Source organism: Larkinella fluvii, assembly GCF_051857545.1.
GTDB lineage: Bacteria > Bacteroidota > Bacteroidia > Cytophagales > Spirosomataceae > Larkinella.
In genome coordinates this window covers 478681-502071 of sequence record NZ_JBPZHB010000004.1, presented here as the reverse complement: position 1 = coordinate 502071, position 23391 = coordinate 478681, and the positions used below count along the sequence as shown (strand labels likewise).

Here is a 23391-nt window from a genome sequence, read left to right as displayed (position 1 = left end):
CTGACAGGTTTAGGGGGGACCAAACAGGTTTTACATTTTAGATGCCGTCACCTTACTTGATGATGACCCCAACCTCAGCCGCCGACGCCCAGTGTTCGTTTTCATTCACCGACGAAAGCGCCACCAGTTTGAAGAATTTTGCAGTCTGAGCAGCCGGAAAAGCCACTTCCTGTTTTACCGGATTGTTTTTAATGTTGGCAAACGAGCGGTTTTCCAACACCGGTTTCCAGTCGGTTCCGTTTTCACTCACGTAAAAACTATACTGGTAGATCGTCCCGCCCGACTGGCCATCCTGCCGGGGCGTGTAGGTAAACCCTTTCAGCGTCAGGCTTTCGCCCAGATTGACAACCAGCTCGTGCGGATGTTTTCGGCTGCCCTCCTGCCGGGCGGTTTGCCAGACAGTGCCGGGGTTCGAATCAATGGCCCGGCTGGCCGAATTCCGGCTGCTTTCATCACCGACGACCGACCAGTTGGCAGGTGCCAGGTCGAACGAAACCGGGATGGTTTCCGACGCTTCCGCGCCATTTTTGATAAACGCTTTTGCCTTGATCGTACCGCCTTTGGCGTAGTTGAACGGTGCCGAATACCGCGCTGATGCCAGCGTTGGCTCTGTTCCGTCCGTGGTGTACCGAATGACCGGATCGGCAACTTCCGAGGAGATCGTCACCATTCCCTGTTTGCTCCGGGCAATTTCGGGGTTCGACAACAGCTCCGGTGCTTTGTAAATACCGACCGACGACAGCACCGGGCAAGCGTTGGCGTCGAGAATCGTGACCCGCACTTTGGCGGTTTTCAGCGTCGGGAAAACCAGAATCCGTTTGTAGCCAATGGTCGTTTGCTGATCGATGGTTTCGAACCGGTTGCCATTCCAGGCTTCCACTTTGAACGACTTGACGCGTTGCCCGAGCGGAATGTATTCCTGCAACACCACGCGGTTGATTTCGGTCGGTTTTCCCAGGTCAACCACAAATGAAGCCTGCCGAACGGCGTCATCCGTCGTCCAGTAGGTGTCGTAGTTGCCATCCAGCAAATTACCGGCCGCAAACTGTTTATCTTTTCCCCGGACTGTCGAAGCCGTTACGGTTCTGCCCAGGGCCAGGTTCGTTTTGAAAGAAGCATCGACGGTTTTGCGGAATTCCATCAGCCGCGTCGAATCGTTGGGATGAATCAGACCTTCGCGCGAAACCGGCACATTCAGCAGCAAATTGCCATTACGGCCCACCGACGAGTAATAAATTTTCATCAGGTGCGTCAGGGTTTTCACCCGGTCGTCGGTATCGGGGCTGTAAAACCAGCCCGGCCGAATCGACACGTCGACTTCCGCCGGAATCCAGTATTTCCCGTTTTCATTGCCGGTATTCAACACCTGCGTGGAGGGCGCGGCACTGCCCATGCCAAAACCGTCGGTGTTCAGCGTCGACCAGTTGGTTTCACCGGCGATGCCGGATTCGTTCCCCATCCACCGGCAACCCGGACCTATGTCACTGAAAATGATGGCTTTCGGCTGGTGTTTGAACACCACGCCCCGGAACAGATCCCAGTCGTATTCGTGTCGTTTTCCATTCGGACCCTCGCCATTGGCCCCATCGAACCATTGTTCAAACACGTCGCCGTAGCTGCTCAGTACCTCCTCGAGCGTGTTGGCAAAAATCTGGTTATACTCCGGTGTGCCATAGGCGGGGTGGTTGCGGTCCCAGGGCGAGAGGTAGACGCCAAATTTCAACCCGTATTCTTTGCAGGTAGCGGACAACTCGCGCAGAACATCGCCTTGTCCGTTTTTCCAGGCACTCTCGCGAACCGTGTGTTTGCTGAATTTACTCGGCCACAGGCAAAAACCGTCGTGGTGTTTGGCCGTGATGATGATCGCTTTCATGCCAGCCGCTTTGGCGGTTTTGGCCCATTGGCGGGCATCCAGACGCGACGGATTGAAGACTTTCGGATCTTCGTCGCCGTGACCCCACTCCTTGTTGGTAAACGTGTTCGGACCAAAATGGATGAACATGTAATATTCCATTTTCTGCCACTGGACCTGCTGGGGAGTCGGCAAGGCACCGTAGGGAGCGGGGGGCGCGGTCTTCTGCGCGTTGACGCTTAACGCACTGAGTAATCCTAAATAAAGAATTTTTTTCATCGATAAGAGATTGTCGTCATGCCCACCCGTTCAGCGCCGGGCCGACGAATCGGTCGAAGACCCTGACCGCGGTGGCAAACCGGGTTACTTGTTTTTCAAATACTCATAGCGCTTTTGACTGATCCAATGCGCCTGAAAGGTTGGTAAAAGTAGTGCGGTTTTTATCAATTCATTACTTAGGTGGCTGGTTTTTTCAATGCGGCATTTTGGATCATAAAAGCCACCGCGGTCATGATCTTCGACCGCTGACCGGGTTACATTCGCTTATTTGACTAATTTTACCAAAAAATACCTAAATAATATAAGAAATACCTGCGAACCCTGAACACGGTGGTGTTGTTGATAAAGCAGGAATTTTCATGTATGATTCATTCGCTTTCGTTAACCCTCGAACCCGATATTGCCCTGGATGATGCGGCTTTCGAGCGGGAAGTCTATAACCGTTTATTGATTCCGTCGGATCTGCTGACCGGAACGGAACCCGAACGTCCTGTTGTTCGGAAACTGCGCCAGTCCATCGACGCCCGATCCCGGCAGATTAAAGTTCATATCGACGCCGAAGTGTACGTTGGCGAAAAACCGCACCCCCTGATTGCCTACCAACGCACGTATCCGAACGTCAGCAACGCCCGGCAGGTGGTGGTGGTTGGGGCCGGTCCGGCGGGGCTTTTTGCGGCACTGCGGCTGGTCGAACTCGGGATCAAACCGGTGGTGCTGGAACGCGGCAGCGATGTCCGGACCCGTCGGCGCGACCTGGCTGCCATTAATAAAGACCACATTGTCAATCCCGAATCCAATTATTGCTTTGGCGAAGGCGGTGCCGGAACCTATTCCGACGGCAAACTGTATACCCGATCCAAAAAACGGGGCGATGTTCGCCGGATTCTCGAAATTCTGGTCGCCCACGGAGCCACGGAACAGATTCTGGTCGATGCCCATCCGCACATTGGTACCAACAAACTGCCCGATGTGGTGATGGCGCTTCGGCACAGCATTCTCGATGCGGGGGGCGAAATCCGGTTTGATACCCGCATGGCCGATTTGCTGGTTGAACAAAACGAAATCAAGGGCGTTGTTACTCACCGGGGTGAAGAAGTAGCCGGATTGGGGGTCATTCTGGCCACCGGCCACTCGGCGCGGGACGTGTTTACGCTCTTGCAGCAGAAAGGCATCACCATCGAAAGCAAACCGTTTGCAATGGGCGTCCGGATCGAGCACCAGCAGTCGTTCATTGACCAGGTACAGTACCACCGCCCGAATCGGGGGGATTACCTGCCGGCGGCTTCCTACAGTCTGGTGACGCAAACACGTCACAAAGGCATCGAGCGGGGTGTTTTTTCGTTCTGTATGTGTCCGGGTGGCTTCATTGTGCCAGCCGCCACCGCGCCGGGCGAACTGGTGGTCAATGGCATGTCGCCCTCGCGCCGGGATTCGAAATTCGCGAATTCGGGTCTGGTGGTGGCCATCCACGAAAATGATTTGAAAAAATACCGGGACTACGGCCCGCTAGCCGGTTTGCAATACCAGAAAGAACTCGAACAACGCGCCTGTCAGTTGGCCGGGGGCGATCAAACCGCACCGGCCCAGCGGGTTTCGGATTTCGTCAACGGGCGGGTTTCGGCCAGCCTGTTGCCCACATCTTACCAACCCGGCCTGAAACCGGCCGATATGAGTACGGTGTTGCCGGAAGCCATTGCCGCTCCTCTGAAAGCCGGTTTGAAACAGTTTGGCCTGTCGATGCGTGGCTATGTAACGAACGAAGCCCAGCTCATTGGGGTGGAAAGCCGGACGTCGTCGCCCGTTCGGATTCCGCGGCAGCCCGACACGCTCGAACACGTGCAGATCCGGCGGCTGTTTCCGTGTAGTGAAGGTGCCGGGTACGCGGGCGGTATTGTGTCGGCGGCCATGGACGGTGAAAAATGTGCTGAACAATTGATTAAACGCTATGGTTGATCCTTCGTTTCATAGCTTTGCCAGCGCCCTGCGGGAACGACTGGCCGAACCCCTGCCCGGCCCGGATGCCCACCTGAAAATGGCAGCCCGGTCGCGCTTGCGAATGGCAATGCAACCGAACGAACGCACCCGCCGGAGTGCCGTCCTGATTGTCTTTTATCCCTATCAAAATTCGATTTTTTTACCCCTGATTCTGCGCCCCCAGTACGATGGTGTCCATGCCGGGCAAATGGCCTTTCCCGGAGGCCGTATGGAACGCACCGACGAAAGTCTGATTCGTACGGCCCTGCGGGAAGCTCAGGAAGAAGTCGGCATTCGGGTGACGGATGTGAAGGTACTGGGCAAGCTGACCGAGATCTACATTCCACCCAGTAATTTCTACGTCCAGCCCGTGGTGGGCATCCTTCCCTACCGACCGGATTTCTACCCCGACCCGCGCGAAGTCGAACACGTTGTCGAGGTATCGTTAGACGAACTGATGGACGAAAGCATCATCGGCGAAAACGGAATTGAAATCAAAGGCACCCTCATCGACGCTCCTTTCTACCAGATTCAGGGTTTCAAAGTGTGGGGCGCAACCGCCATGATGATCAGCGAATTGCTAACGGTCATTCATTCCGTTCCGAAGTAAAATAGTAAAATCCGAGCTGGGATTCTATTTGAAAATTATTATATTTGTGATACAAGTATCATATACCCTGGATCGCCAAATGAATACGACTGAAACCTTTGCAAAACCGGAAACAGTACCTTTTTAGGCCTGACTGCAATACCGGCATCTCTTTTGTTCTTTTTTGCCCGGCGACGTAAAGACACGTCTCGAAAACGGCCTAAATCCCGCATTTTGCTTCAATCTGGCCGGTTTTCTTGAAAACTATTGTATCTTTATGAAGCTATCGACGGAGCCATTCTACCCGCCGACCCAATCAAAACGATAGCATTTACCATTGATTTTTATCCGTATCCATTCGAATGAGCGAAATTCTGGACCCAACTGATTTACCGGAAGATCAAAATGAAAACACCCTCCACCAGCAAACCGTGGTGTCGGGCCTTTACGAAAACTGGTTTTTAGAGTACGCATCCTACGTTATTCTGGAACGGGCGGTTCCGGCCGTTGAAGACGGTCTGAAACCGGTACAACGCCGGATTCTGCACGCCCTGAAAGAAATGGACGATGGGCGCTTCAATAAAGTGGCCAACGTCATCGGCCAAACCATGCAGTATCACCCCCACGGCGATGCCTCAATCGGTGATGCGCTGACCACCATCGGCCAGAAAAATCTGGTGTTCGACACGCAGGGCAACTGGGGCGATATTCGAACCGGCGACGGCGCTGCGGCCCCACGCTACATTGAAGTCCGGCTATCGAAGTTCGGCAACGACGTCATTTTTAATCCGCAGACCACTGAATGGCAATTGTCCTATGACGGCCGGAAAAAAGAACCGGTGACCCTGCCCGTTAAATTCCCGCTGCTGCTGGCGATGGGTGTGGAAGGGATTGCCGTGGGTCTTTCGACCAAAATTCTGCCCCACAACTTCATTGAACTGGTTGAAGCGTCGATCAATATTCTGAAAGACAAACCGGTCACTTTATACCCTGATTTTTTGACCGGCGGTTACATCGACGTCAGCAATTACAACGACGGGGGCCGTGGTGGAAAAGCCCGCATCCGGGCGAAAATTGAGGAATTTGACAAGAAAACGCTGATCATCCGCGAAATACCGTTCGGCACCACGACAACGTCGATCAAGGATTCGATCATTAAAGCCAACGACGACGGGAAAATCAAGATCAAGAAAGTGGAAGACTTGACATCGAAGGATGTTGAAATTCACGTTCACCTGGCCCCCGGCGTTTCTCCCGATATTACCATCGACGCGCTCTATGCCTTCACCGAATGTGAGGTGTCGGCGTCGCCCAATGCCTGCGTCATCATCAAGGACAAACCGCACTTTGTGACGGTGACCGACATTCTGCGGGTCAACACGCACCAGACCGTCGATCTGCTGGAACGGGAGCTGCAAATCCGGCGGGCGGAATTGCTGGAAAAACTACTGTACAGCTCCCTCGAAAAGATTTTCATCGAAAACCGGATTTACCGCAAAATCGAAGAGTGCGAAACGTTCGAGGCCGTACTGGAAACCATAGACAAAGGGCTGAAACCGTTCAAGAAGCAATTTTACCGCGAAATTACGCAGGACGACCTGTTGCGTCTGACCGAAATCCGGATCAAGCGGATTTCGAAATACGACGGTTTCAAAGCCGAGGAATTGATGCGGAGACTGGAACAAGAACTGGCCGAAGTTGACGACAACCTGGCCAACCTGACCCGCTACGCCATCAATTACTACCGGGATCTGCTGAAAAAATACGGCAAAGGCCGCGAGCGGAAAACCGAAATCCGGGCTTTCAACACCATTTCGGCCAACGTCGTGGCGGCTGCCAATGCCAAACTGTACGTCGACCGCGAAGGCGGTTTTGTCGGTTCCGGTTTGAAAAAGGATGAGTTTGTTTCCGATTGTTCCGATATCGACGACATCATCGTTTTCCGGCGCGACGGCAAATGTCTGGTGACCAAAATTCAGGACAAAACCTTCGTGGGCAAGGACATCATTTATTGCGCGGTTTTTAAAAAGAACGACGAGCGCAAGGTTTATAACCTGCTTTACCTTGACGGAAAATCGGGGATTACGATGGCCAAACGGTTCAGTGTCACCGCCGTGACCCGCGACCGGGAATACGATCTGACGATGGGCAATCCGAAGTCGAAAGTGCTGTGGTTTACGGCCAACGACAACGGTGAGGCCGAGGTGGTGACGATTAACCTAACGGCGCAGAGTACGGCCAAAATCAAGCAGTTCGACTACAATTTTGCGGAAGTTGGCATCAAAAACCGCTCGGCGCAGGGCAATATCCTGACCAAATATCCGGTGCGGAAGGTGAGCCTGAAATCGGGTGGGGTTTCCACCCTCGGGGGCGTCGACATCTGGTATGACGAACACCTCGGCCGGTTGAACCGCGACGAGCGCGGAAAATATTTAGGAAATTTCGACAACGGTATGAGCATTTTGGTGGTCTATAAAGATGGGCAGTATGAACTGACCAACTACAACCTGACCAACCGCTACGAACCGTCCGAAATTGCGGTTCTTGAAAAGTTCGATAGCGAGCGAATTCTGTCGGCCATCTATTACGAAGTCAACCAGAAATCGCATTACGTGAAGCGGTTTAAGGTTGAAACCACGACACAGGACAAGAAATTCAGCTTCATTGGCGATACAAAAGGCTCGAAGCTGATGGCGGTTACGGCCGACCGGTTTCCGCGTTTCGAAATCGCTCACCAGTTGAAAGACAAGGGGCCACTCGAAAAAATGGTGCTGGAGCCTGAAGGCTTCATCGACGTACGGGGTTGGAAGGCTTTGGGGGCGAAATTGCCATTTGCCAAAGTGAAAGAAGTGAAATTACTCCCTCCAAGGCGCAATAATGAGCGGGACATAGCGGAAAATAACGCGATAACACCTAACTTAATCGTCGTGGAAGCGGAAACAGACGAACCGATGGACGAAACACCCGAAACGGAAGACAACGGAACCGAGCCATCCGCCAAACAATTAGGCTTGTTTTCATGATATGAATCCAATGTCGTACACGACTGACCGGGAATCCGGCAATTACAAAGGAGTCAGACCCCGGGTTCGGGTGTCGCGGATGAAACGTCTCGTCAAGGGTTGCATTACCCTGGCGTTTCTAGGCGTGACCATCGTGCTCCTTTGTAATTTCTGGGTTGTCTACAGCACCCGGAGTCAGGTCTATTTCGACATGGATTCCCTGCCTTCCAATGAAGTCGGTCTGGTGCTGGGAACCAGCAAATCCGTAAAAAGCGGGAATGAGAATCTGTTTTTCCGCTACCGGATGGAAGCCACCGCCCGACTCTGGAAAGTGGGTAAAATCAAACACATCATTCTGAGCGGTAACAACGACTCGGAATATTACAACGAGCCCTCCGACATGAAAAAAGCCCTGCTGCGGATGGGCATCCCGGAGGCCGACATGACCCTCGATTACGCAGGCTACCGCACCTTCGACTCGGTGGTACGCTGCAAGCAGGTGTTCAATCAGGACAAGATCACGATCATCTCCCAGAATTTTCACAACGCCCGCGCCCTCTACATTGGCAACCACCAGGACATTGACGCCATTGCCTTTGCCGCCCAGGACATTCCCGGCGGTTATTCGTTTCGTACCCTGATTCGCGAATACCTGGCCCGCCCCCTGGCCGTTCTGGATGTATACATCGTGCATCCAAAACCCCAAATGGAAAATATAGAGATTCGATAGCGTCATCCATTTCTCTGGAATACTGCTGAAAACCGCGAGTTATGCGCTCAATCCCACCGGCTATTCATTTCAAATAGGTGATCGCTGAAGGCTTCTTTACCTTTGAAGTGCTTTCCAATACGCACACCAAACATGAAATTCGTCTATTTGATCCTGTCGGTTCTGGGCTTCAGTTTCCTGCTCTCCTGCAAAAAATCCGGCTATGAAACGAAGAATGGGGCCGTCTACTACAAAGGCAACAAGGTCAACCTGGAAGACCTCGATTCGTTTGAGGAATTGAACTCCGTTTTTGCCCGGGATGCCGTGGCAGCTTATTACCGGGGAAGCTACATCGAAGCCCACGGAGCCAGTTTTGAAGCACTGGACGAACATTATGCCAAAGATAAATCCACGGTTTATTACTGCGATAATTTCCTGGATGGCCAAACGTATTTCACCTCCCGGAAAAATAGCATCAAACGATTACCGAAAGCCGATGCGGCTTCTTTCGAACTGTTATCGAACGGATATGCCAAAGATAAATTACATGGGTATTCGGATGGTGTGCTGTTCCCGGTAAACGACATTGCTTCTCTCCAGCCCCTTGACTACAGCTTCTGCAAGGATAAAATAACCGGTTATTACGCCCTTACCATGATTCCGAACAGTGACGGACCTTCGTTTGAAGTCGTTGGACATGGCTTTGCCAAAGACCGAAACCAGGTTTTTTATTGCTGGATCAATTACGCCGATCCGAAGGTCCGCAACTTGCCGGTAGCTCAGGTTATTCCCGGAGCAGACCCCCAAACGTTTGCGGTTTTGGATCTTGCGTATTCCAAAGATAAAAACCGGGTTTACTACAAAAATCAACCACTAAACGGTGCCGACCCGCTCACCGCCCGGCTGGTTGAACCGAACCACCTTGATTATGTTGCAGATACAACGCAGGTATTTTATCAGAATAAGCTAATTTCCGGAGCCGACGTGGCATCTTTTGAGCTGCTGAACGACTTCTATGCCCGGGATCAAAAAACCGTGTTTTACCAGGATAAACCGCTAAAAAACAGTGACCGGGCCACCTTCACCGTCCTGGAATCCGGTTATGCAAAAGACAATGAGCACGTTTATTTCGATGGGAAAGAAATAAAAGAATCCGATCCGGCCACCTTTAAACTGGTTGAAAATGTCTATAACCAGGATGCGGCTGATGCCAAACACGCATACCATGAGGGGAAATTAAAAAAAGCCGGTGATGACGAATTGTGAATTGGATACTTTCGCTTTCGCCCTAAATCCCCTAAAGGAGACTTGGACACCGAAGTGTGCATAAAGTCCCCTTTAGGGGATTTAGGGCGAAAGCGAAAGAACTAAAATTATTCCATCTCTACTTTTTTCTTTTATATCCGAATTTAACCTTGTACGTTACGCCAATTACCGCCCCGCTGCTTTCTTCCGATCCGCTCAATGCAGCATCTTTGAAAACCGTTACATCCAGACTCTGCGTTTTGGTTAAATCGGCACTTACACCCGCTTTATAGCGGATTTGATCAAATTCAACGCCGACCAGATAAAATAAATCAGCGGAGATAAAAGGAGTCAGTCGGGAAAGATTTTTATACGACAATTCGACTTTATTCCGCAAATAACTCCCGGCCGCCACCAGCCCTTCAACATCGTCTTTAAACTGGTTCTGGTACCGAAGCCGGTAATCCAGTTTCAGGTTTCTCCAGATTTTATGATCGTACGTAATCTGTCCGTAAAACCGGTGGTAAGGACGGTAGTAGTAGGCGTCGGTTTCCTTGTTCCACTTCCGGCGGCCCGTGTAGCGGTAAAAACCGCTGATTTCCCAGGATTTGTTGAGCTTGTAGGACAGTCCCGCTTCGCCCAGGAACGCCCGGGTTACCGATACATTTTCACTGAAACGAAGCTGCGTGTTAACTTGCAGGGCAAACTTCTTCGTGAACTTTTTCTCCAGACTCACCCCCGACCAGAGCCCCAAACCGGTGCTTTGTGACCAGCCGATTACGGGCAACACGACCAACCAGACGACCAGTCCGGCCTGAAGCTGGTTAGCGGAAAAGCGAAGCGGCTGCTTTTTGAACGGATTCGTGTTTTGCATCGTCCTGGTAATAATAGATGGTGATTTGAGCGGAATCTTTTAGAAAGTCAATACCCTGAATGTCAACCCGATGGATATCCAGCCCCGTCCGGTTTTCTAGGTCCAGCAACAGATCCGGTCGCCGACCCGGCACGATCAGATCCACCCGGTCGTAGAAGACGGTTTTGCTGAATTCGCGCCGGAAAAGCCAGTTCCCCTCCAGCAGTTGCACACAAAGCAGGATCAAGCCGTTGATAACCGCCAGTTGGTACCCGCTTCCCTGGCTGACCGCCGAAATCAGACCGACGGCAATCACCACGAACAGGTACGTCATGTCTTTGGCCGAAAGCCCTTCGGTTCGGTAGCGGAGCATCGAAAAAACCGCAAACAGCCCAAAAGCCGCCCCGATCGACATCTGGACCTGATTCAGTAGAAACGTGATCAGGAAAATGATGAGGTTGAATGTAAAAAAAGTCAGGAACAGATCAGTTTTCCGGTAAATGCGGTAATAGACCAGCCGGATCAGCACAACCACCGTAAACAGATCGAGGCCCAATCGGGTGAAAACGCCATCCGGCAGGTTGGCGAATCCCGGGGTGTCAGGCGTAGAGAGGTGTTGCAACAGGAGCGTCATCGGCAAGGAGTTTGTGTAATTGTTTTAGTTTCGGTTTGAAAAGATTTTGCTTCAGGGTGTGGTCAAGACTGATCAGGCCGAGGCAGTATTTGCTCAGCGAGCCTTCCCGCAGCCGGTATTGCTTCATCAGTTTCAGAAATTCCGACGCTTTCAGCGCATCCTGTTTCAGTTCGGCAATCACGACCTGCGGATAGCCGCGCTGCTGCGTTCCATTCCGAAAGCGGACATCCAGATCAATCGTCAGGCGCTCAGCCGTCGTCTGACTGACGAGCGTCAGACGGGTATAATTCACCCACAAAACCGGCCTCAGATGGGCGGTTTCATACCCGGTATTTTGCATCAGAAAAGCCGCACTCGCTTCGTCGAAACCCATGCCGGGGCGGCTGGCGTTCGGAATGCGGGTTTTGATGGTCCGTCCCTTGTTGTTTTTCAGCTTGACTTCCGTGAACGTGAGGTTCGACTGCACATAATGCCGTTGCCGGATTTTGTAGCGGTTGAGCCGCCGGGTGCGATGGTCATGGTAAAACCGCAACTCATCGGTGTCGAAATACAGCGTTTCGTAGGTGCAAAGCCGGTTGCCATCAATCTCCAGCCAGGCATAATGGGGCTGCAACGCCGTCAGCAAGTGGGGCAACTGGTGCAGGGGCAGCATGAATTTGGTGTCCGTGCGGTTCATCAGCCGGACGCCCTCCATGTCGGCCAGCGCAATGGGTGCAAACGAACTCGCCTGGGCTTCGATTTCCCGGACATCGACATGAAAAAGGGTTCGCATGGACACGGTTATTTTAAAAACGTACTGACTTCCTGGTTGCGGGTGACCACGTGGGCTTTCAGGACACCCAGCGCACTGGTAAAGTTGGCCGAACTGCTCAGGTTCGAGTATTTGCCGGTCTCGGTAGCCTGCGGGCCGATGACAAATGGCGAAATGAGGGTGGTATTTTTCTCAAAAAGCGCGTTCATGTTGGCGGTTGTAAACACGGTTTCCAGAAACGTTTTGGCGTGCTCTTTGTAGCGGGCGTAATAAACCGGATCGTTGGCCACGTAGCGGAGCAGCGGCCAGTTGCTCGTCACTTCGGACATGGAAATCGAAACCGCCCGCATACCCCCGCCCCCGCCATTGCCCGGGTTGCCGCCCCCGCCCGTAGTGCTGGTCATCGACATGTTGTGATCCCACGGAATCCAGGTCAGTTTGCCAGCCGGGGCGTTGTAGAGGTAATAATTGTGCGCCATCGCGCCATAGGTATCCCAGTTGACGATGGTGTTGTTGACCGCTAGAAACTTCAAATAGTGATCGACATTGAACGTTTTCTCGAGGTTGGCCCGCCATTCAGCGGCATTGGTGGTGCGGGTGGTGGCATTGAGGGCGGTCACGAAAGCCTGGGCATCGGACCAGTCGGCCGCCGTTTCGTTGTTCTTCTTTTCAAACTGACTCTGCGTAAACTGCTGAAAGGTCGATTCCGGTTTATAGATGTTGCCGTCATCTTCACCAAACTGGTCCTTCACCATCGTATCATCAATCACTTCGACCATCGTATAGACCCCACAGTATTTCTGGCCTTCGCCGAAATCGATGTACACTTTGTAAAAAGCCGTTTGGGCCGCCGGAACACCGGCACTGCGAAAAATATCAGCCACCACTTTCTCCCGAATCAGTGAATTATCACTGTAGGCCGGCGACATCGACAGTTCCTTAAAACCGTAGAACCGCTGATTTTTGATGTCAGGGAAGTCGTCTTCAAATTTATCGAAGTGCAACCGGAACGGGAGTTTGTAGATGCCGGATCGCCAGGTCGACGATAAACTGGAGTTTCCTTTAAGCCGAAAACCAACCTTGTTCCAGACTTTTCCGTTAAATTTGACCGGCAGGGCGACATAATCGGGGTCATCGGAGCCAAAACCGCCTGCCCCTCCCATGCCTCCGCCAGTTGTGCCACTGCTGCCAAAATCGCTGCCAAACTTGGTTTTCATGTCCGCCCGGATCGCGGTCCAGTCGGCCGCAGTCATGGTTATTTCCAGCGTATTGACCTGTTCCTGCGGAAAAACGACGGCATAATTCGGATCAACCTCGTTGCTGTGCGATTCGGTGGTCCAGTCCGTATTGGTCGAACCCGGATCGATGTCGATGGCTTTTTGCTGGCAGGAAAAACCGGTACCAACCAAAGCGAGAAGAAGAAGAAAGCGAGATGGTGTCATGCACATGTACGGTTGAGAATCATTATTTGACCGTACGTACAAATTTCTGAAAGCGTTGCAAGGGTATTTCGCTAATTTTGTCCGCTCACGAAACTACTTTGGCGGTTCACTCCCCTCGTTTGTCGCTTCGTAGGGTTGGACTGGGAACCGTATTTTCCTGGAATTAAATTGCGGGCAGCATTGTCATGTTAACCAATCCAGTACCGTGACGCTATGACCTTTGTTTACCACAAAAAAGAGAAGCCCGAAATCAGTCCGTATTTTCACCTGGCTTTTGCGCAGGAAAACCTGCGACGCGAAAAACAACGGGCGGGTTTGCTGGCCAGTGTTTTCGGTGTTGGCGTGCTGATTGCCTCGTTTTTTCACTCGTTCATTCCCGAGTCGGCCTTTCCACACCAGGCCAAGATGGACGTCCTGCGGGTGGTCTTCAGCTTTATGCTCTTCATGGGCCTGTATGAACTGAGTATCTGGAATCTGTTCCGCCGATGGCTGCAAAAAGGCATTCACATGCCGCAATTCACCAAATTCCTGAACGCGACGTTTGAAGTGACCTCCATATCGCTGTTGATGTACCTGATTTCGGACAAGTTCGACCACCCGATTCTGGTTATGCTGTCTCCCTTTGCCACACTGTATTACTTTTTCATTATTCTTTCCACCCTCCGGCTCAATTTCTGGATTTCATTTTATACCGGTCTGGTGGCGGGTTTCGAGTATCTGCTGCTGAGTGTGTATCTGCTGGAGCAGCCGTCGCTGGTGGCCGACTCACTGGATCTGTATATGTCCGTAGCGTTTGCCTACGGGGTTAAAGCGGGCATTCTGGTGTTGTGCGGGGCGTGTGCCGGTTTTGTTTCCCGGCAAATCCAGAAAAGTATCAAAACCTCCATCGAAGGCAACGAAACGCATAATCAATTGATTACCTTCTTCGGCCAACAGGTTTCCCCCGAAATTGCGGACCTGATCATCAAGGAAAAGGGTATGCTCAAAAGCCAGCACATGAAGGTCAGCGTGCTGTTTCTGGACATTCGAAATTTTACCAAATACGCCGATAAGCACACCGCCGATGAGGTCGTCGCCTACCAGAATTCGTTCTTCAGAATTATTGTCGACGTGGTCAACCGCCACGGCGGCATTGTCAACCAGTTTCTGGGCGACGGCTGCATGATTACGTTTGGCGCTCCAATTCCGCTGGACAATCCCGCCGAAAACGCGGTCAAAGCCGGTCTGGAAATCATCGATGAAATTAAAAAAGCCGTCTTTGCAGACCTCATCATTCCCACCAGCGTCGGCATTGGCGTTCATGTGGGCGATGCCGTAATCGGCAACATTGGCACCGAAACCCGGCAACAATTCTCCATTACCGGCAACGTGGTCATTCTGGCCGCCCGCATCGAGCAACTCAACAAAGTATACGGCACCAACATGCTGGTGTCGCAGGATGTGATCAACGAATTGTCCGAATACCCGGCCCTGACCGAACTGCTGGGGGTCGTCGATGTCAAAGGCATGGAAGATGGCGTTGAATTGTATAAACTGTCCTGACCTCAGAACAGGAAACCGACCCGCAGCATCGGGAGTCTTTCTTCTTCCGAAAGGGCATACAGAAACGAGATAACGGTCTGCTTATACGGCGACAGCCAGAAGCCCCCGCCGTAGCCGTGGTGCCACATGTTCGAGTTCTCACCCTTCACCCACACCCGGCCCACGTCGTTGAAGGCCAGCACGCCCAGATAAGCCGGGAACAGGTACGTTCGGATCGTGGCCACTTTCAGCCGCAGTTCCGTGTTGTTGTAGAGTGTGCTGCCCCCTGCAAAACGCGTTCGCCGAAAACCGCGCAGGTTCGACAGACCGCCGAGCGTGTTGGCCTGAAAAAATTCGTAGTCCGAAAAATTCACCCCGCCCCCCACACGCGAAGCGATGGTCAGCGTGGTTGGTAGCCGCAGACTGGCATAAAATGCCAGATCCGACTGAAGCCGCGTGAGCCCTTGGGAGTGGGTTGAAATGCCTTCGTACAGGCGTAGTTCCGTTTTCCAGTAGGTTCCGCGGGTTGGCAGGATTTTGCTATCGCGGTTGTCGATCAGAAAACCGGCTTTTAAACCGGCATACCACCGGCGACTGAACAGATTCTGACCGTCGGGCAGGGTATTGGCAAACTGATTGATAAACCGCTTTTCATTTTCCTCCACCTCGATACTTTCCACGGCCGGGCCATAATACACGTCCAAGCTGCCTACTTTGTGTTGCAATAAGGCGCTGACCGCCATGTTTTCAAACCGCGTTCGGTAGTATTTAATGCCTTTCTCTTTATCAAAAACCGTGTTGTTGCCCAGTCCGAAAAAGTTATAAACGTAATTGGGCGCCTGTAAATCGGCGTCAAGTCGCAGGTCGGCCTTGCCAATCACATCCGTGAACGTTCCGTCATAGTTGAAATTATAGGCTTCGGTGGCAAACGCATGGTTGACCACAAACCGGTGTTGCTGGGCAAACGGCTCTTTCCGAAAACCGTGTCTGGTATATAAAAAACCGCCCCCCAGAAAAAGGCCATCGTCGGGGTTGTACTGCACCGAAACCTGCGGAAACAAAACGTCGTACTTGAACGATTTCCGGTCGTAGGCATTGATTTTCGATTTTCCCGACAGCCGCACCCGCGTTTCGGAGCCGGGGTCCACCACCGTTTTTTTCGAATCGTACACCACCGTTTCCCGCCGAAGCCCCGACGCCGAGGAGTTGTCCGTCACCTGATCGCGGCCCTTTCCGCCAATGATTCGCAGCAAAATTCCGTCGTTGGTTTTACCTTTTACGATAAACTCATCGTCGCCCCCCAGGCCAAACAACCGCACCTCGCGGGTTTCGTCCGCCTTGAAAACCCGCCGGTAGAGTTGTTCACCGGTTTCTCCTGCTTTTTTCAGTTTGGATACCACCACCGTCATCTGTCCATTCGGCTGCCGCTCCACCTCAAACCGTTCTTTTTTATCGCTGCCGGTAACCTCGACGGTTTTGGCCAGAAAGCGGTAGAGTTCACCCGCATAACGCGCCAGATCGGTCCGGCGGCTTTGCAGTTTGGCTTTGATGGTGGCTGCTGTTTCCTCGTACGCGGCTTTGGGCAATTGCTTCAATGCCGTATCGATGACGGCATCCGTGAGTTGCCGGGATAAACTGTCAGCGGTTTGCAGCCATTCTTCCAGCGACGGTTCGGTCAGGAAACTACGGTCGAAATACCGGGCGTTGAACGCCAGACCGGGAACATCCCGGATGGTGCTGCTAAATCCCTGGAACTTCGGCATGGCCCACTTTCGGCTAACCACCTTCGGAATGATGCCCATGTTCACGAAAAAAGCCTGATCGCGGTCGCGCGGAATGGGTTTGAATTTCAATCCCTTATCGGTTTTGAAACTCGCCCAGCGCCACTGGTCATCGTGACGATCCCAATCGCCCAGCCAGATGTCGAAGAGTCGCGCCTTCAAAACCGCCCGCTGGTCGACCTGGTTGTCGTTGTCGTCCGCCAGTTTATCGAGTAACTTGGTGGTGCTGAGTATTTTTTTGGTCCCGCCAAACTGCGAGCTGTTGGCATAATTGCCATCGACCCGTTCTTCAAACAACGCCAGCGACCGGGCGAACGTCCGGCGATACGGCCCCAGCAGCGAGTCGTCGGGAACAATGACCAGTTTGGGATTCGTATGAAAAACACCCACGGCATCGGCCAGCGGTGGCACCACCAGGGCCGCAAACGGGTGTGAAGCCGAAATCTGATCCTGCACCAGGTCATTGACAAAACCGCTGCGTAACGCTTTCGGAATGGCATTTTCGGCGTACTTTTCAACGGATCGCAGCACGTATTCCTTGCCGTCCTGCCCAGACATCCGCAGCGAGAACGTCTGCATGCCGCCCCCGCGCTGCAAGGGTTTGAGCCCGCCCGCTTCCTGCCGCAGATTCAGCACCGGAACCGAAACCGGACTCTGCCAGACATCGCGGTAGTTTTCGCCCAATAGCATCCGGTGCAAGGGCGATGCGGCATATTGGCCACTGGCAATGACATTCTGCTCCGTGGGTGCCGTCGTAGACTCGGGCGTTGGCAGGGGCTTTACGGTCAAGGTAAAGGCCGTTTCGAACAAGAGTTTACCAGTTTCCGATCCGCCGTCGGGGGCAAAAAACCGAACCCGCGTCTTTCCATTTTCTTCAAAATCGAGTCGGGCGAATCCTTTCGCAGATGAAGCAAATAAACTGTGCCGTCCCTTTTTAACCGGTACGGATTTGGAACCGCTGCCGCTGGTGACGTAATAGATTGAATCGCGGAGAATCAACTGCTCGTTGTGGTCATGCCCGTTGACATACACGACATTCCGGTATTTTTTCAGCAGCGAAACCATGCCATTTCGCATCAATTTGTACTTCGGATGCTGAATATCCTGAATATTACCAATCAACGAGCGATAAATCGGGTAGATCGATCCCAAAACCGGCAAGGGAATGTAGAGGGAAGGATTGAGGTCCGTCAACGGAAAAAGATGGTCTTTGAGTGTAAAATACCCGCCGTGTTCGCCGTGGCTATACATTGGGTGATGGCCGGCCAGCACCACTTTTTTGTTCTGATTTCGGGCCAGCACATCGTCCAGCAACAGCAGAAAAGAAGGCAGATCTTTCGCTTCGCAATCCGATTCTTCACCCGGTTTGTCCCAGGGATGAAGCCACCATTGGGTATCGATCAAAACCAGGGTAATCTCGTCATTCAAAGCCACTTCGACCGGCCCCGGACAGCCGTCTTTCGGAAAAAACACGTCTTCACGACCCAGTTCGGCGGTTACGAAGGCGGCCTGGTTCCGCACCCGGTCCCAGCCTTCCCGCTTACCCTGCTGCCAGTCGTGGTTGCCCGGAATGACGAAAGCACGTCCTTTAAAACCCGACAGAATGGCGAGTTGATCCCGCATCCGGCGTTCGGCATCGGCGCGGTCGGCATGAGAAGAATCGGGCAAGCCCCGGGGATAAATGTTGTCGCCGAGGTAAATCAGGCTGCTGTTGGCACCGCTGGTCTGCAACTGGCTTCGAACGGTTTTCAAAACCACATCCCCTTCCGGCTGGGGTTCGCCCGCGTCGCCCAACAGAAAAACCGTGTAGGGTTTCGACTGGGCGACAATCCGGAGGGGAAGGCATACGAGCAAAAAAAAGGCCGTGTAGAGTATCTTCATACGCCTATTACAAATCGAAATTACGGCTGGTTCGCAAACTCGAGAATATAACCGGGTTTTCCGTCCCCTTCGCTGGCGATGTAAAGCGTTCCATCGGGCGCAAAGCAAATGCCTTCGGGCTGGCGGTACAGTTTCGGGTCGAGGGCTTCGGTGGCAACGATCTTCCCTTTCCGATTGAGCACAACGATCATTTTTCCAACCGAAGTCAGGAAATACAGGTCGCCGGTTTTTGGATGAACAGCCAAACCCGACGGTTTGAATTTGTTGAACGGCACGCCAGCCTGGGTCAGCAGGTCATCCTTGATGGTCAAGCCTTTATAAACCACCTTCGTTTTGATGTCGTACGTATAAACCGCCTTCTCGTTCTTCTTGGGGTTTTCTTTCACCGCAATCAATAGCCGTTCGGTTTCGGCATCATACGCCAGGCCTTCCACCTCCGTTTTAGACGGCAAATCCGTGGGTGTGCGGGCGATTTCCTTCGAAAACGGTTTAAAATGGTACAGATCACCGTTGCTTTTCAGGGTATAAATCTCACCTTTGGCCCATTCGATGCCTTCAAAATCGCCGTAGTCCCCAAAAACCGAAGAGTCGGTCACGGCTTCTTTTTTCAGATCGAAAAGGTAAGCAACCGCCTTTTCGTCCTGCACACACAGCAGTTGGTTGTCTTTGTAATACGACAGTCCGGAGATTTCTTCCAGATCGGGAGGAAGTGTAAAGCGACGGGCGGGCTTTTTCAGGTCATAGGCCAACGGCTGTTTTTCGGAAGTAGTCTCTTCGTTAACGGCTTGATTTTCGGCATCTTCCTTGCTTTTTTTGGTCGTACATGCTCCCAAAAAACAGAGCAGGACGATAAGGGCAAATTGCGATTTTTTCATTCAAACAGGTTTCAGTTTACTTGACTGGGAAATAATAGGCCGCCAGGCCAAACGCCAGTACGGAGGCTGCAAACCCGAACATAAAAGTGGTGTAGGAAATTCGGAGCAGGCGGTATTTTTTACCCAGTACTTTTCCCAGAAAATAAATATCCCGGGTCATGCTGCTGTAGAGAAAGTCGCTGTCGTTCATCATTTCCCGCATTCCCCACTCGTAATCGGCCAGATCCATTTTGTGAAAGTTACCAAAAAACAGCAGATTCGCCTGTTTCTGGTGAATATCCTCTTTGGAAAACCGCCCACTGGTGATGGTGGGACGGGTGGCCAGAATGGCAAAAATGGTCGCTACCAGGCAACTGGCGGTCAGCATGATGGTGGGAACGACCAACTGCGGCCATTCTTCCAGTTTCCGGATCAGAATACTGATGATCAGCGAAACAATAATCGTGTTGACCGAAATCATGATATTGGCCTTATTGTCGGCCATGGCGCTGAGCTGGAAGTGGTTCTGAGATGTCACGCGGAACATGGTTTCGATGCCGCGTCCCGGTTTTTTAACCTTATCGGTCTCCTCTTCCGATTTGTGTTTATCCGAGGGTTTCCCGTCTTTCTCGTTTTCTTCGGCTTCCAGTTCAGCCAGTTTGCGCCGGGCTTTTTTGAGATTTTTTTCTTTCAGCGGAGTTAAAACCTGTTTCCCGTAATCGGTAAAATAATGGTGTTTTTCCATGAGAACAATGGAGCCCTGCATCCACTTCCGTTTGCCTACTTTCCCGTAGATACTTTTCACTTCCTGCCGCAGCATCTCACTCCGTTCAAAAAAACGGTCGGAACTCAGATGAAACAGGTCGGCATCGCAGAGCACTTCAGCCATTTTTGACTTCGGATTCTGGGGCATCCGGGTAGCCAGAATATTGTCGACAACCACCTGAACCCGCTCTGGCGCCAGGGAAAGTGATTCCAAAAACGGCTTGACCATTTCGGCACCGATCGTTTCGTGTTCCTGACAGGCTTTGGCATACCCCAGATCATGTAACCAGGCGGAAATCAGCACGTTTTCCAATTCTTCCGGGCTCAGCTCACTCTCTTTGCCAATCAGTTCGGCGGCTTCAACCACCTCGCGGGTGTGTGTCAGGTTGTGGTAAACCAACGCAGCCGGCATTTCGTGCAGCAACGTTTCAGCGTATTCCCGCGTACGGGTAACTGACGATCGATCAGTAGGCATAATCAAGTTTCTGAGTTTAACGGAAAAAGTGGTCGTAGATTGTGACAAAAAATGGGATATAAAGTCTAAGTGATACTGGTAAACGAACCTACGGCGGACAATTTATAGGATTATTCTGGTGATTCATCTATACATTTCGGCGATTCGTCTTCAAATGAAATAAAATCAATTTACTTGGTAAACTCTGTTGACTAGATTTGTGTTAAACCGGTATTATTCATACCACTTGCCTTTCCGAATGAAGCACGTTATACGGGAGCGGTTCAGTATTGTTTTCATTATTCTGAATACACTCTTTTTTCCTGTTCTTGCACAAACAGCCTACAAGATCAGTGGTCGCGTCACTGACGCTGGTACCGGAGAAGGCATTCCGTTCGCCAATATAGCCATTAAAGGCAAAACCGTTGGAACAACATCGGATGAAAATGGCAAGTTTTCACTGAACTCCACCCAAACCGGCGATTCTCTCCTTTTCTCCAGTCTGGGTTACCAGAACCGGGCTTACCGCATCATTCCGGTGGCTACCCAGACCATCGACGCCGTTCTGACCTCCTCCGCCACCAAACTTCAGGAAGTAAAAATATACGCCAAAGGCGGGGATCCGGCCTACCGCATCATCAGGGAAGCAATCCGACGGCGCGACCAGTTCGACCCCGACCAACTGACGGCTTTCCAGTATGAAAGTTATTCCAAGGTGGAAGCCTACGTCAACAATTTTGCCAACGAGCGCAAAAATGGCCGCAAAGGAGGCCCGGTTGGCCGATTGCTCTCCAAACTCCCGGCCATATACGACAGCCAGGGAAAACCGGCAGTTCCGGTTTTTGTTTCGGAGACGTTTTCGGAATACTACCAGCGGGCGAACCCCCGCAAAGTGAAAGAACGGATTTTGAAAAGCCGCGCTTCGGGTGTGGGCATCAGCGACGGCGGGGTTTCGGCGCAATTGACTGGCTCGTCGTTTCAACAATACAATTTTTACCAGAATTACATCAGCCTGCTGCGAAAAGACCTGCCCTCCCCGCTAGGACAGGCCTGGCAAACCATTTATAAATTCCGGCTGATTGATACGGTTACCGTAGGCGGACTTGTCTGCTATCAGGTCGACTTTGAACCCAAACGGCCTACCGATCTGGCTTTTTCCGGCACGGCCTGGATCGATACCACCCGCATGGGTCTCACCCAGATCGACGCCAAAATCGACCAGCGCGCCAACATCAATTTTGTCGATGAAATCCGGATCGAACAGGAATGGGAGGATGTGGGCGACAGCACGCAGACGTCTTCGGTTCGTTTGCCGGTTTTAACGCAACTGCTGATCGATACCGACGAGCCGACGCCCAATGCGCCGGGTGCTTTGGTCCGGATGTACGTAGCAGCCCGGAATGTAAAAGTCAATGTGCCCAAGGAGTCGAAATTTTACGAACCGCCCCTGGAACTGGCCGAAAACTACAGCGAAAGATCCCCGGCATTCTGGCAAACGATTCGCCCCGAAGGACTGGATCCGAACGAACTGCGGGCTTTTACCATTGTCGATTCCGTCCGGAACGTGCCTTTCATGAAATTTCTGGGGGAAGTCGTAAATCTGACGGCCGTTGGTTACTACCCACTCGGATCCCTGCACCTCGACGCCGGCCCACTGCTGAACAGCTACGCCTTTAACAACGTCGAAGGGCATCGCCTGCGACTGGGCTTGCGAACGAATTCGGGGTTTAGCCGCCGGTGGATTCTGGGCGGTTATCTGGCCTACGGAACGCGCGACCAGCAATTTAAATACGGCATGAACATCGACTACGTGGTCAGTAAAAAACCGTATACGATTGTCGGTATCCAGAAAAGCTACGACATCGAACGACTGGGAACATCGTCGGAAAACCTGGGCGGCAACACGATTTTTGCGGCTTATACCCGTTTCGGAACGCTGCGCCGTCCCTACATGCAGGAGTTTCACAATACCTACCTCCGAAGTGAACTGGGCAAGGGAATAACGCAAACGATCAGTTTACGAAACCGGTCTTTCGAGCCGCTCTTTCCGTTTGCCTACAACACCAACGATCGGGAAACGATCACTGCCAGTCAATACCGCACCACCGAGTTGCTGTTCGAAACCCGGTTTGCTCCCGGTTCGCTGATGATTCAAAGTGACAACGACCGGTTCAGTGTAGAAGGCAGCAACAATCCGGTGTTCACGTTTCGCTACCAGTTGGGTATGCAGGACGTTCTGCACGGCGATTTTTCTTACCACCGGTTTAGCCTGAATGTGCGCCATTCGTTCCGGCTGGGCGTTCTGGGCCGAACCCGTTACCAGCTCAATGCCGGTTACATTCCGTCCACAATTCCGTATCCGCTGCTGTATATGCCGCTGGGCAACGAGACATTTTTCCGGGTCGAGAACTCGTATAACCTGATGAATTTCTTTGAATTTGTCACCGATCGGTATGTGGGCGTGATGGCCGAGCATAATTTTGAAGGCTTGTTTTTCAACCGGATTCCGGCGATTCGGCGGCTAAAATGGCGGTTTCTGGCTACCGGAAACATCCTGATGGGCGGAGTCAGCCAGGCCAATACGGCACTTATTCCAGCCACCAACCAGTTGGGCGAACCGGTTTTGGGCTTCCAGTCACTGAGCCGGGCGCCGTATGTAGAAGTCGGTTACGGCATCGACAATATCTTTAAGGTGTTCCGCGTCGATGCGATTCACCGCCTGACCTACCGGAACAATCCCAATATTTCGACCTTTGGAATCAAAGTTTCGGCCTGGGTAAATTTATAACGGTTATCTTGCAGCCG

15 protein-coding genes are annotated in these 23391 nt (G+C 52.2%); 7 read left to right on the top strand and 8 right to left on the bottom strand.

The window, feature by feature from the left end; translation table 11 throughout:
- Positions 1–52 precede the first annotated feature (52 nt).
- Complete coding sequence (locus ACS5NO_RS12505) at positions 53–2131, bottom strand: discoidin domain-containing protein (RefSeq protein ID WP_439415456.1); 2079 nt, start codon at positions 2129–2131, stop codon at positions 53–55.
- Between the two features lie 363 nt (positions 2132–2494).
- On the opposite strand from ACS5NO_RS12505, the gene ACS5NO_RS12500 reads away from it, so the two are divergent.
- The 5 genes from ACS5NO_RS12500 to ACS5NO_RS12480 all read left to right on the top strand — a co-directional run bounded on the left by ACS5NO_RS12500 (position 2495) and on the right by ACS5NO_RS12480 (position 9671).
- On the top strand, positions 2495–4084 hold the full coding sequence (locus ACS5NO_RS12500) for an NAD(P)/FAD-dependent oxidoreductase (protein ID WP_439415455.1): 1590 nt from the start codon (positions 2495–2497) through the stop codon (positions 4082–4084).
- Positions 4077–4715: an NUDIX hydrolase gene (locus ACS5NO_RS12495; protein WP_114409576.1), complete on the top strand. Its 639-nt coding sequence runs from the start codon at positions 4077–4079 to the stop codon at positions 4713–4715. Before ACS5NO_RS12500 ends, ACS5NO_RS12495 begins: the two co-directional genes overlap by 8 nt.
- A gap of 341 nt (positions 4716–5056) precedes the next feature.
- The gene (locus tag ACS5NO_RS12490; protein WP_439415454.1) at positions 5057–7717 is read left to right on the top strand and encodes a DNA gyrase/topoisomerase IV subunit A; all 2661 of its coding nucleotides are present in this window, start codon (positions 5057–5059) and stop codon (positions 7715–7717) included.
- A 1-nt stretch (position 7718) separates the two neighbouring features.
- A complete protein-coding gene (locus ACS5NO_RS12485) occupies positions 7719–8426 on the top strand; it encodes a SanA/YdcF family protein (protein ID WP_439415453.1) in 708 nt (235 codons plus the stop codon).
- A gap of 132 nt (positions 8427–8558) precedes the next feature.
- Positions 8559–9671, top strand: a complete 1113-nt coding sequence (locus tag ACS5NO_RS12480) for a DKNYY domain-containing protein (protein ID WP_439415452.1) — start codon at positions 8559–8561, stop codon at positions 9669–9671.
- A 118-nt stretch (positions 9672–9789) separates the two neighbouring features.
- On the opposite strand, the gene ACS5NO_RS12475 is transcribed toward ACS5NO_RS12480, so the two are convergent.
- Genes ACS5NO_RS12475 through ACS5NO_RS12460 form a run of 4 tightly spaced genes read right to left on the bottom strand, consistent with a single transcriptional unit; the run spans position 9790 to position 13330 of the window.
- The gene (locus tag ACS5NO_RS12475; RefSeq protein ID WP_439415451.1) at positions 9790–10524 is read right to left on the bottom strand and encodes a DUF2490 domain-containing protein; all 735 of its coding nucleotides are present in this window, start codon (positions 10522–10524) and stop codon (positions 9790–9792) included.
- The gene (locus ACS5NO_RS12470; RefSeq protein ID WP_439415450.1) at positions 10475–11137 is read right to left on the bottom strand and encodes a DUF4956 domain-containing protein; all 663 of its coding nucleotides are present in this window, start codon (positions 11135–11137) and stop codon (positions 10475–10477) included. The genes ACS5NO_RS12475 and ACS5NO_RS12470 overlap by 50 nt, the downstream gene beginning before the upstream one ends.
- Positions 11103–11909 (bottom strand): polyphosphate polymerase domain-containing protein, encoded by an 807-nt coding sequence (locus ACS5NO_RS12465; RefSeq protein ID WP_439415449.1) that lies wholly within the window; start codon positions 11907–11909, stop codon positions 11103–11105. Before ACS5NO_RS12465 ends, ACS5NO_RS12470 begins: the two co-directional genes overlap by 35 nt.
- An 8-nt stretch (positions 11910–11917) precedes the next feature.
- Positions 11918–13330 carry a CotH kinase family protein gene (locus ACS5NO_RS12460; RefSeq protein WP_439415448.1) on the bottom strand — a complete coding sequence of 471 codons (1413 nt, stop codon included), beginning with the start codon at positions 13328–13330 and terminating at the stop codon, positions 11918–11920.
- Between the two features lie 213 nt (positions 13331–13543).
- Between ACS5NO_RS12460 and ACS5NO_RS12455 the strand changes: the two genes are divergently transcribed.
- Complete coding sequence (locus ACS5NO_RS12455) at positions 13544–14872, top strand: adenylate/guanylate cyclase domain-containing protein (protein WP_439415447.1); 1329 nt, start codon at positions 13544–13546, stop codon at positions 14870–14872.
- A gap of 2 nt (positions 14873–14874) precedes the next feature.
- On the opposite strand, the gene ACS5NO_RS12450 is transcribed toward ACS5NO_RS12455, so the two are convergent.
- From ACS5NO_RS12450 to ACS5NO_RS12440, 3 genes are read right to left on the bottom strand one after another with little or no spacing between them, the layout of a single operon-like run.
- On the bottom strand, positions 14875–18513 hold the full coding sequence (locus ACS5NO_RS12450) for a BamA/TamA family outer membrane protein (protein WP_439415446.1): 3639 nt from the start codon (positions 18511–18513) through the stop codon (positions 14875–14877).
- A gap of 20 nt (positions 18514–18533) precedes the next feature.
- Positions 18534–19388, bottom strand: coding sequence for an SdiA-regulated domain-containing protein (locus ACS5NO_RS12445; protein ID WP_439415445.1), 855 nt, complete (start codon positions 19386–19388; stop codon positions 18534–18536).
- Between the two features lie 16 nt (positions 19389–19404).
- Positions 19405–20607, bottom strand: coding sequence for a Pycsar system effector family protein (locus tag ACS5NO_RS12440; protein WP_439415444.1), 1203 nt, complete (start codon positions 20605–20607; stop codon positions 19405–19407).
- A 238-nt stretch (positions 20608–20845) separates the two neighbouring features.
- Between ACS5NO_RS12440 and ACS5NO_RS12435 the strand changes: the two genes are divergently transcribed.
- On the top strand, positions 20846–23374 hold the full coding sequence (locus tag ACS5NO_RS12435; RefSeq protein ID WP_439415443.1) for a DUF5686 and carboxypeptidase-like regulatory domain-containing protein: 2529 nt from the start codon (positions 20846–20848) through the stop codon (positions 23372–23374).
- Positions 23375–23391: the final 17 nt, after the last annotated feature.

Excerpts from the sequence above, each read along its gene's own strand:
- ACS5NO_RS12460 (WP_439415448.1), bottom strand. The coding sequence starts at position 13,330 with ATGACACCATCTCGCTTTCTTCTTCTTCTCGCTTTGGTTGGTACCGGT.
- ACS5NO_RS12495 (WP_114409576.1), top strand. The coding sequence starts at position 4,077 with ATGGTTGATCCTTCGTTTCATAGCTTTGCCAGCGCCCTGCGGGAACGA.
- ACS5NO_RS12435 (WP_439415443.1), top strand. The coding sequence starts at position 20,846 with ATGAAGCACGTTATACGGGAGCGGTTCAGTATTGTTTTCATTATTCTG.
- ACS5NO_RS12470 (WP_439415450.1), bottom strand. The coding sequence starts at position 11,137 with ATGACGCTCCTGTTGCAACACCTCTCTACGCCTGACACCCCGGGATTC.
- ACS5NO_RS12475 (WP_439415451.1), bottom strand. The coding sequence starts at position 10,524 with ATGCAAAACACGAATCCGTTCAAAAAGCAGCCGCTTCGCTTTTCCGCT.
- ACS5NO_RS12455 (WP_439415447.1), top strand. The coding sequence starts at position 13,544 with ATGACCTTTGTTTACCACAAAAAAGAGAAGCCCGAAATCAGTCCGTAT.
- ACS5NO_RS12440 (WP_439415444.1), bottom strand. The coding sequence starts at position 20,607 with ATGCCTACTGATCGATCGTCAGTTACCCGTACGCGGGAATACGCTGAA.
- ACS5NO_RS12485 (WP_439415453.1), top strand. The coding sequence starts at position 7,719 with ATGAATCCAATGTCGTACACGACTGACCGGGAATCCGGCAATTACAAA.
- ACS5NO_RS12465 (WP_439415449.1), bottom strand. The coding sequence starts at position 11,909 with ATGCGAACCCTTTTTCATGTCGATGTCCGGGAAATCGAAGCCCAGGCG.
- ACS5NO_RS12490 (WP_439415454.1), top strand. The coding sequence starts at position 5,057 with ATGAGCGAAATTCTGGACCCAACTGATTTACCGGAAGATCAAAATGAA.
- ACS5NO_RS12450 (WP_439415446.1), bottom strand. The coding sequence starts at position 18,513 with ATGAAGATACTCTACACGGCCTTTTTTTTGCTCGTATGCCTTCCCCTC.
- ACS5NO_RS12505 (WP_439415456.1), bottom strand. The coding sequence starts at position 2,131 with ATGAAAAAAATTCTTTATTTAGGATTACTCAGTGCGTTAAGCGTCAAC.
- ACS5NO_RS12500 (WP_439415455.1), top strand. The coding sequence starts at position 2,495 with ATGATTCATTCGCTTTCGTTAACCCTCGAACCCGATATTGCCCTGGAT.
- ACS5NO_RS12445 (WP_439415445.1), bottom strand. The coding sequence starts at position 19,388 with ATGAAAAAATCGCAATTTGCCCTTATCGTCCTGCTCTGTTTTTTGGGA.
- ACS5NO_RS12480 (WP_439415452.1), top strand. The coding sequence starts at position 8,559 with ATGAAATTCGTCTATTTGATCCTGTCGGTTCTGGGCTTCAGTTTCCTG.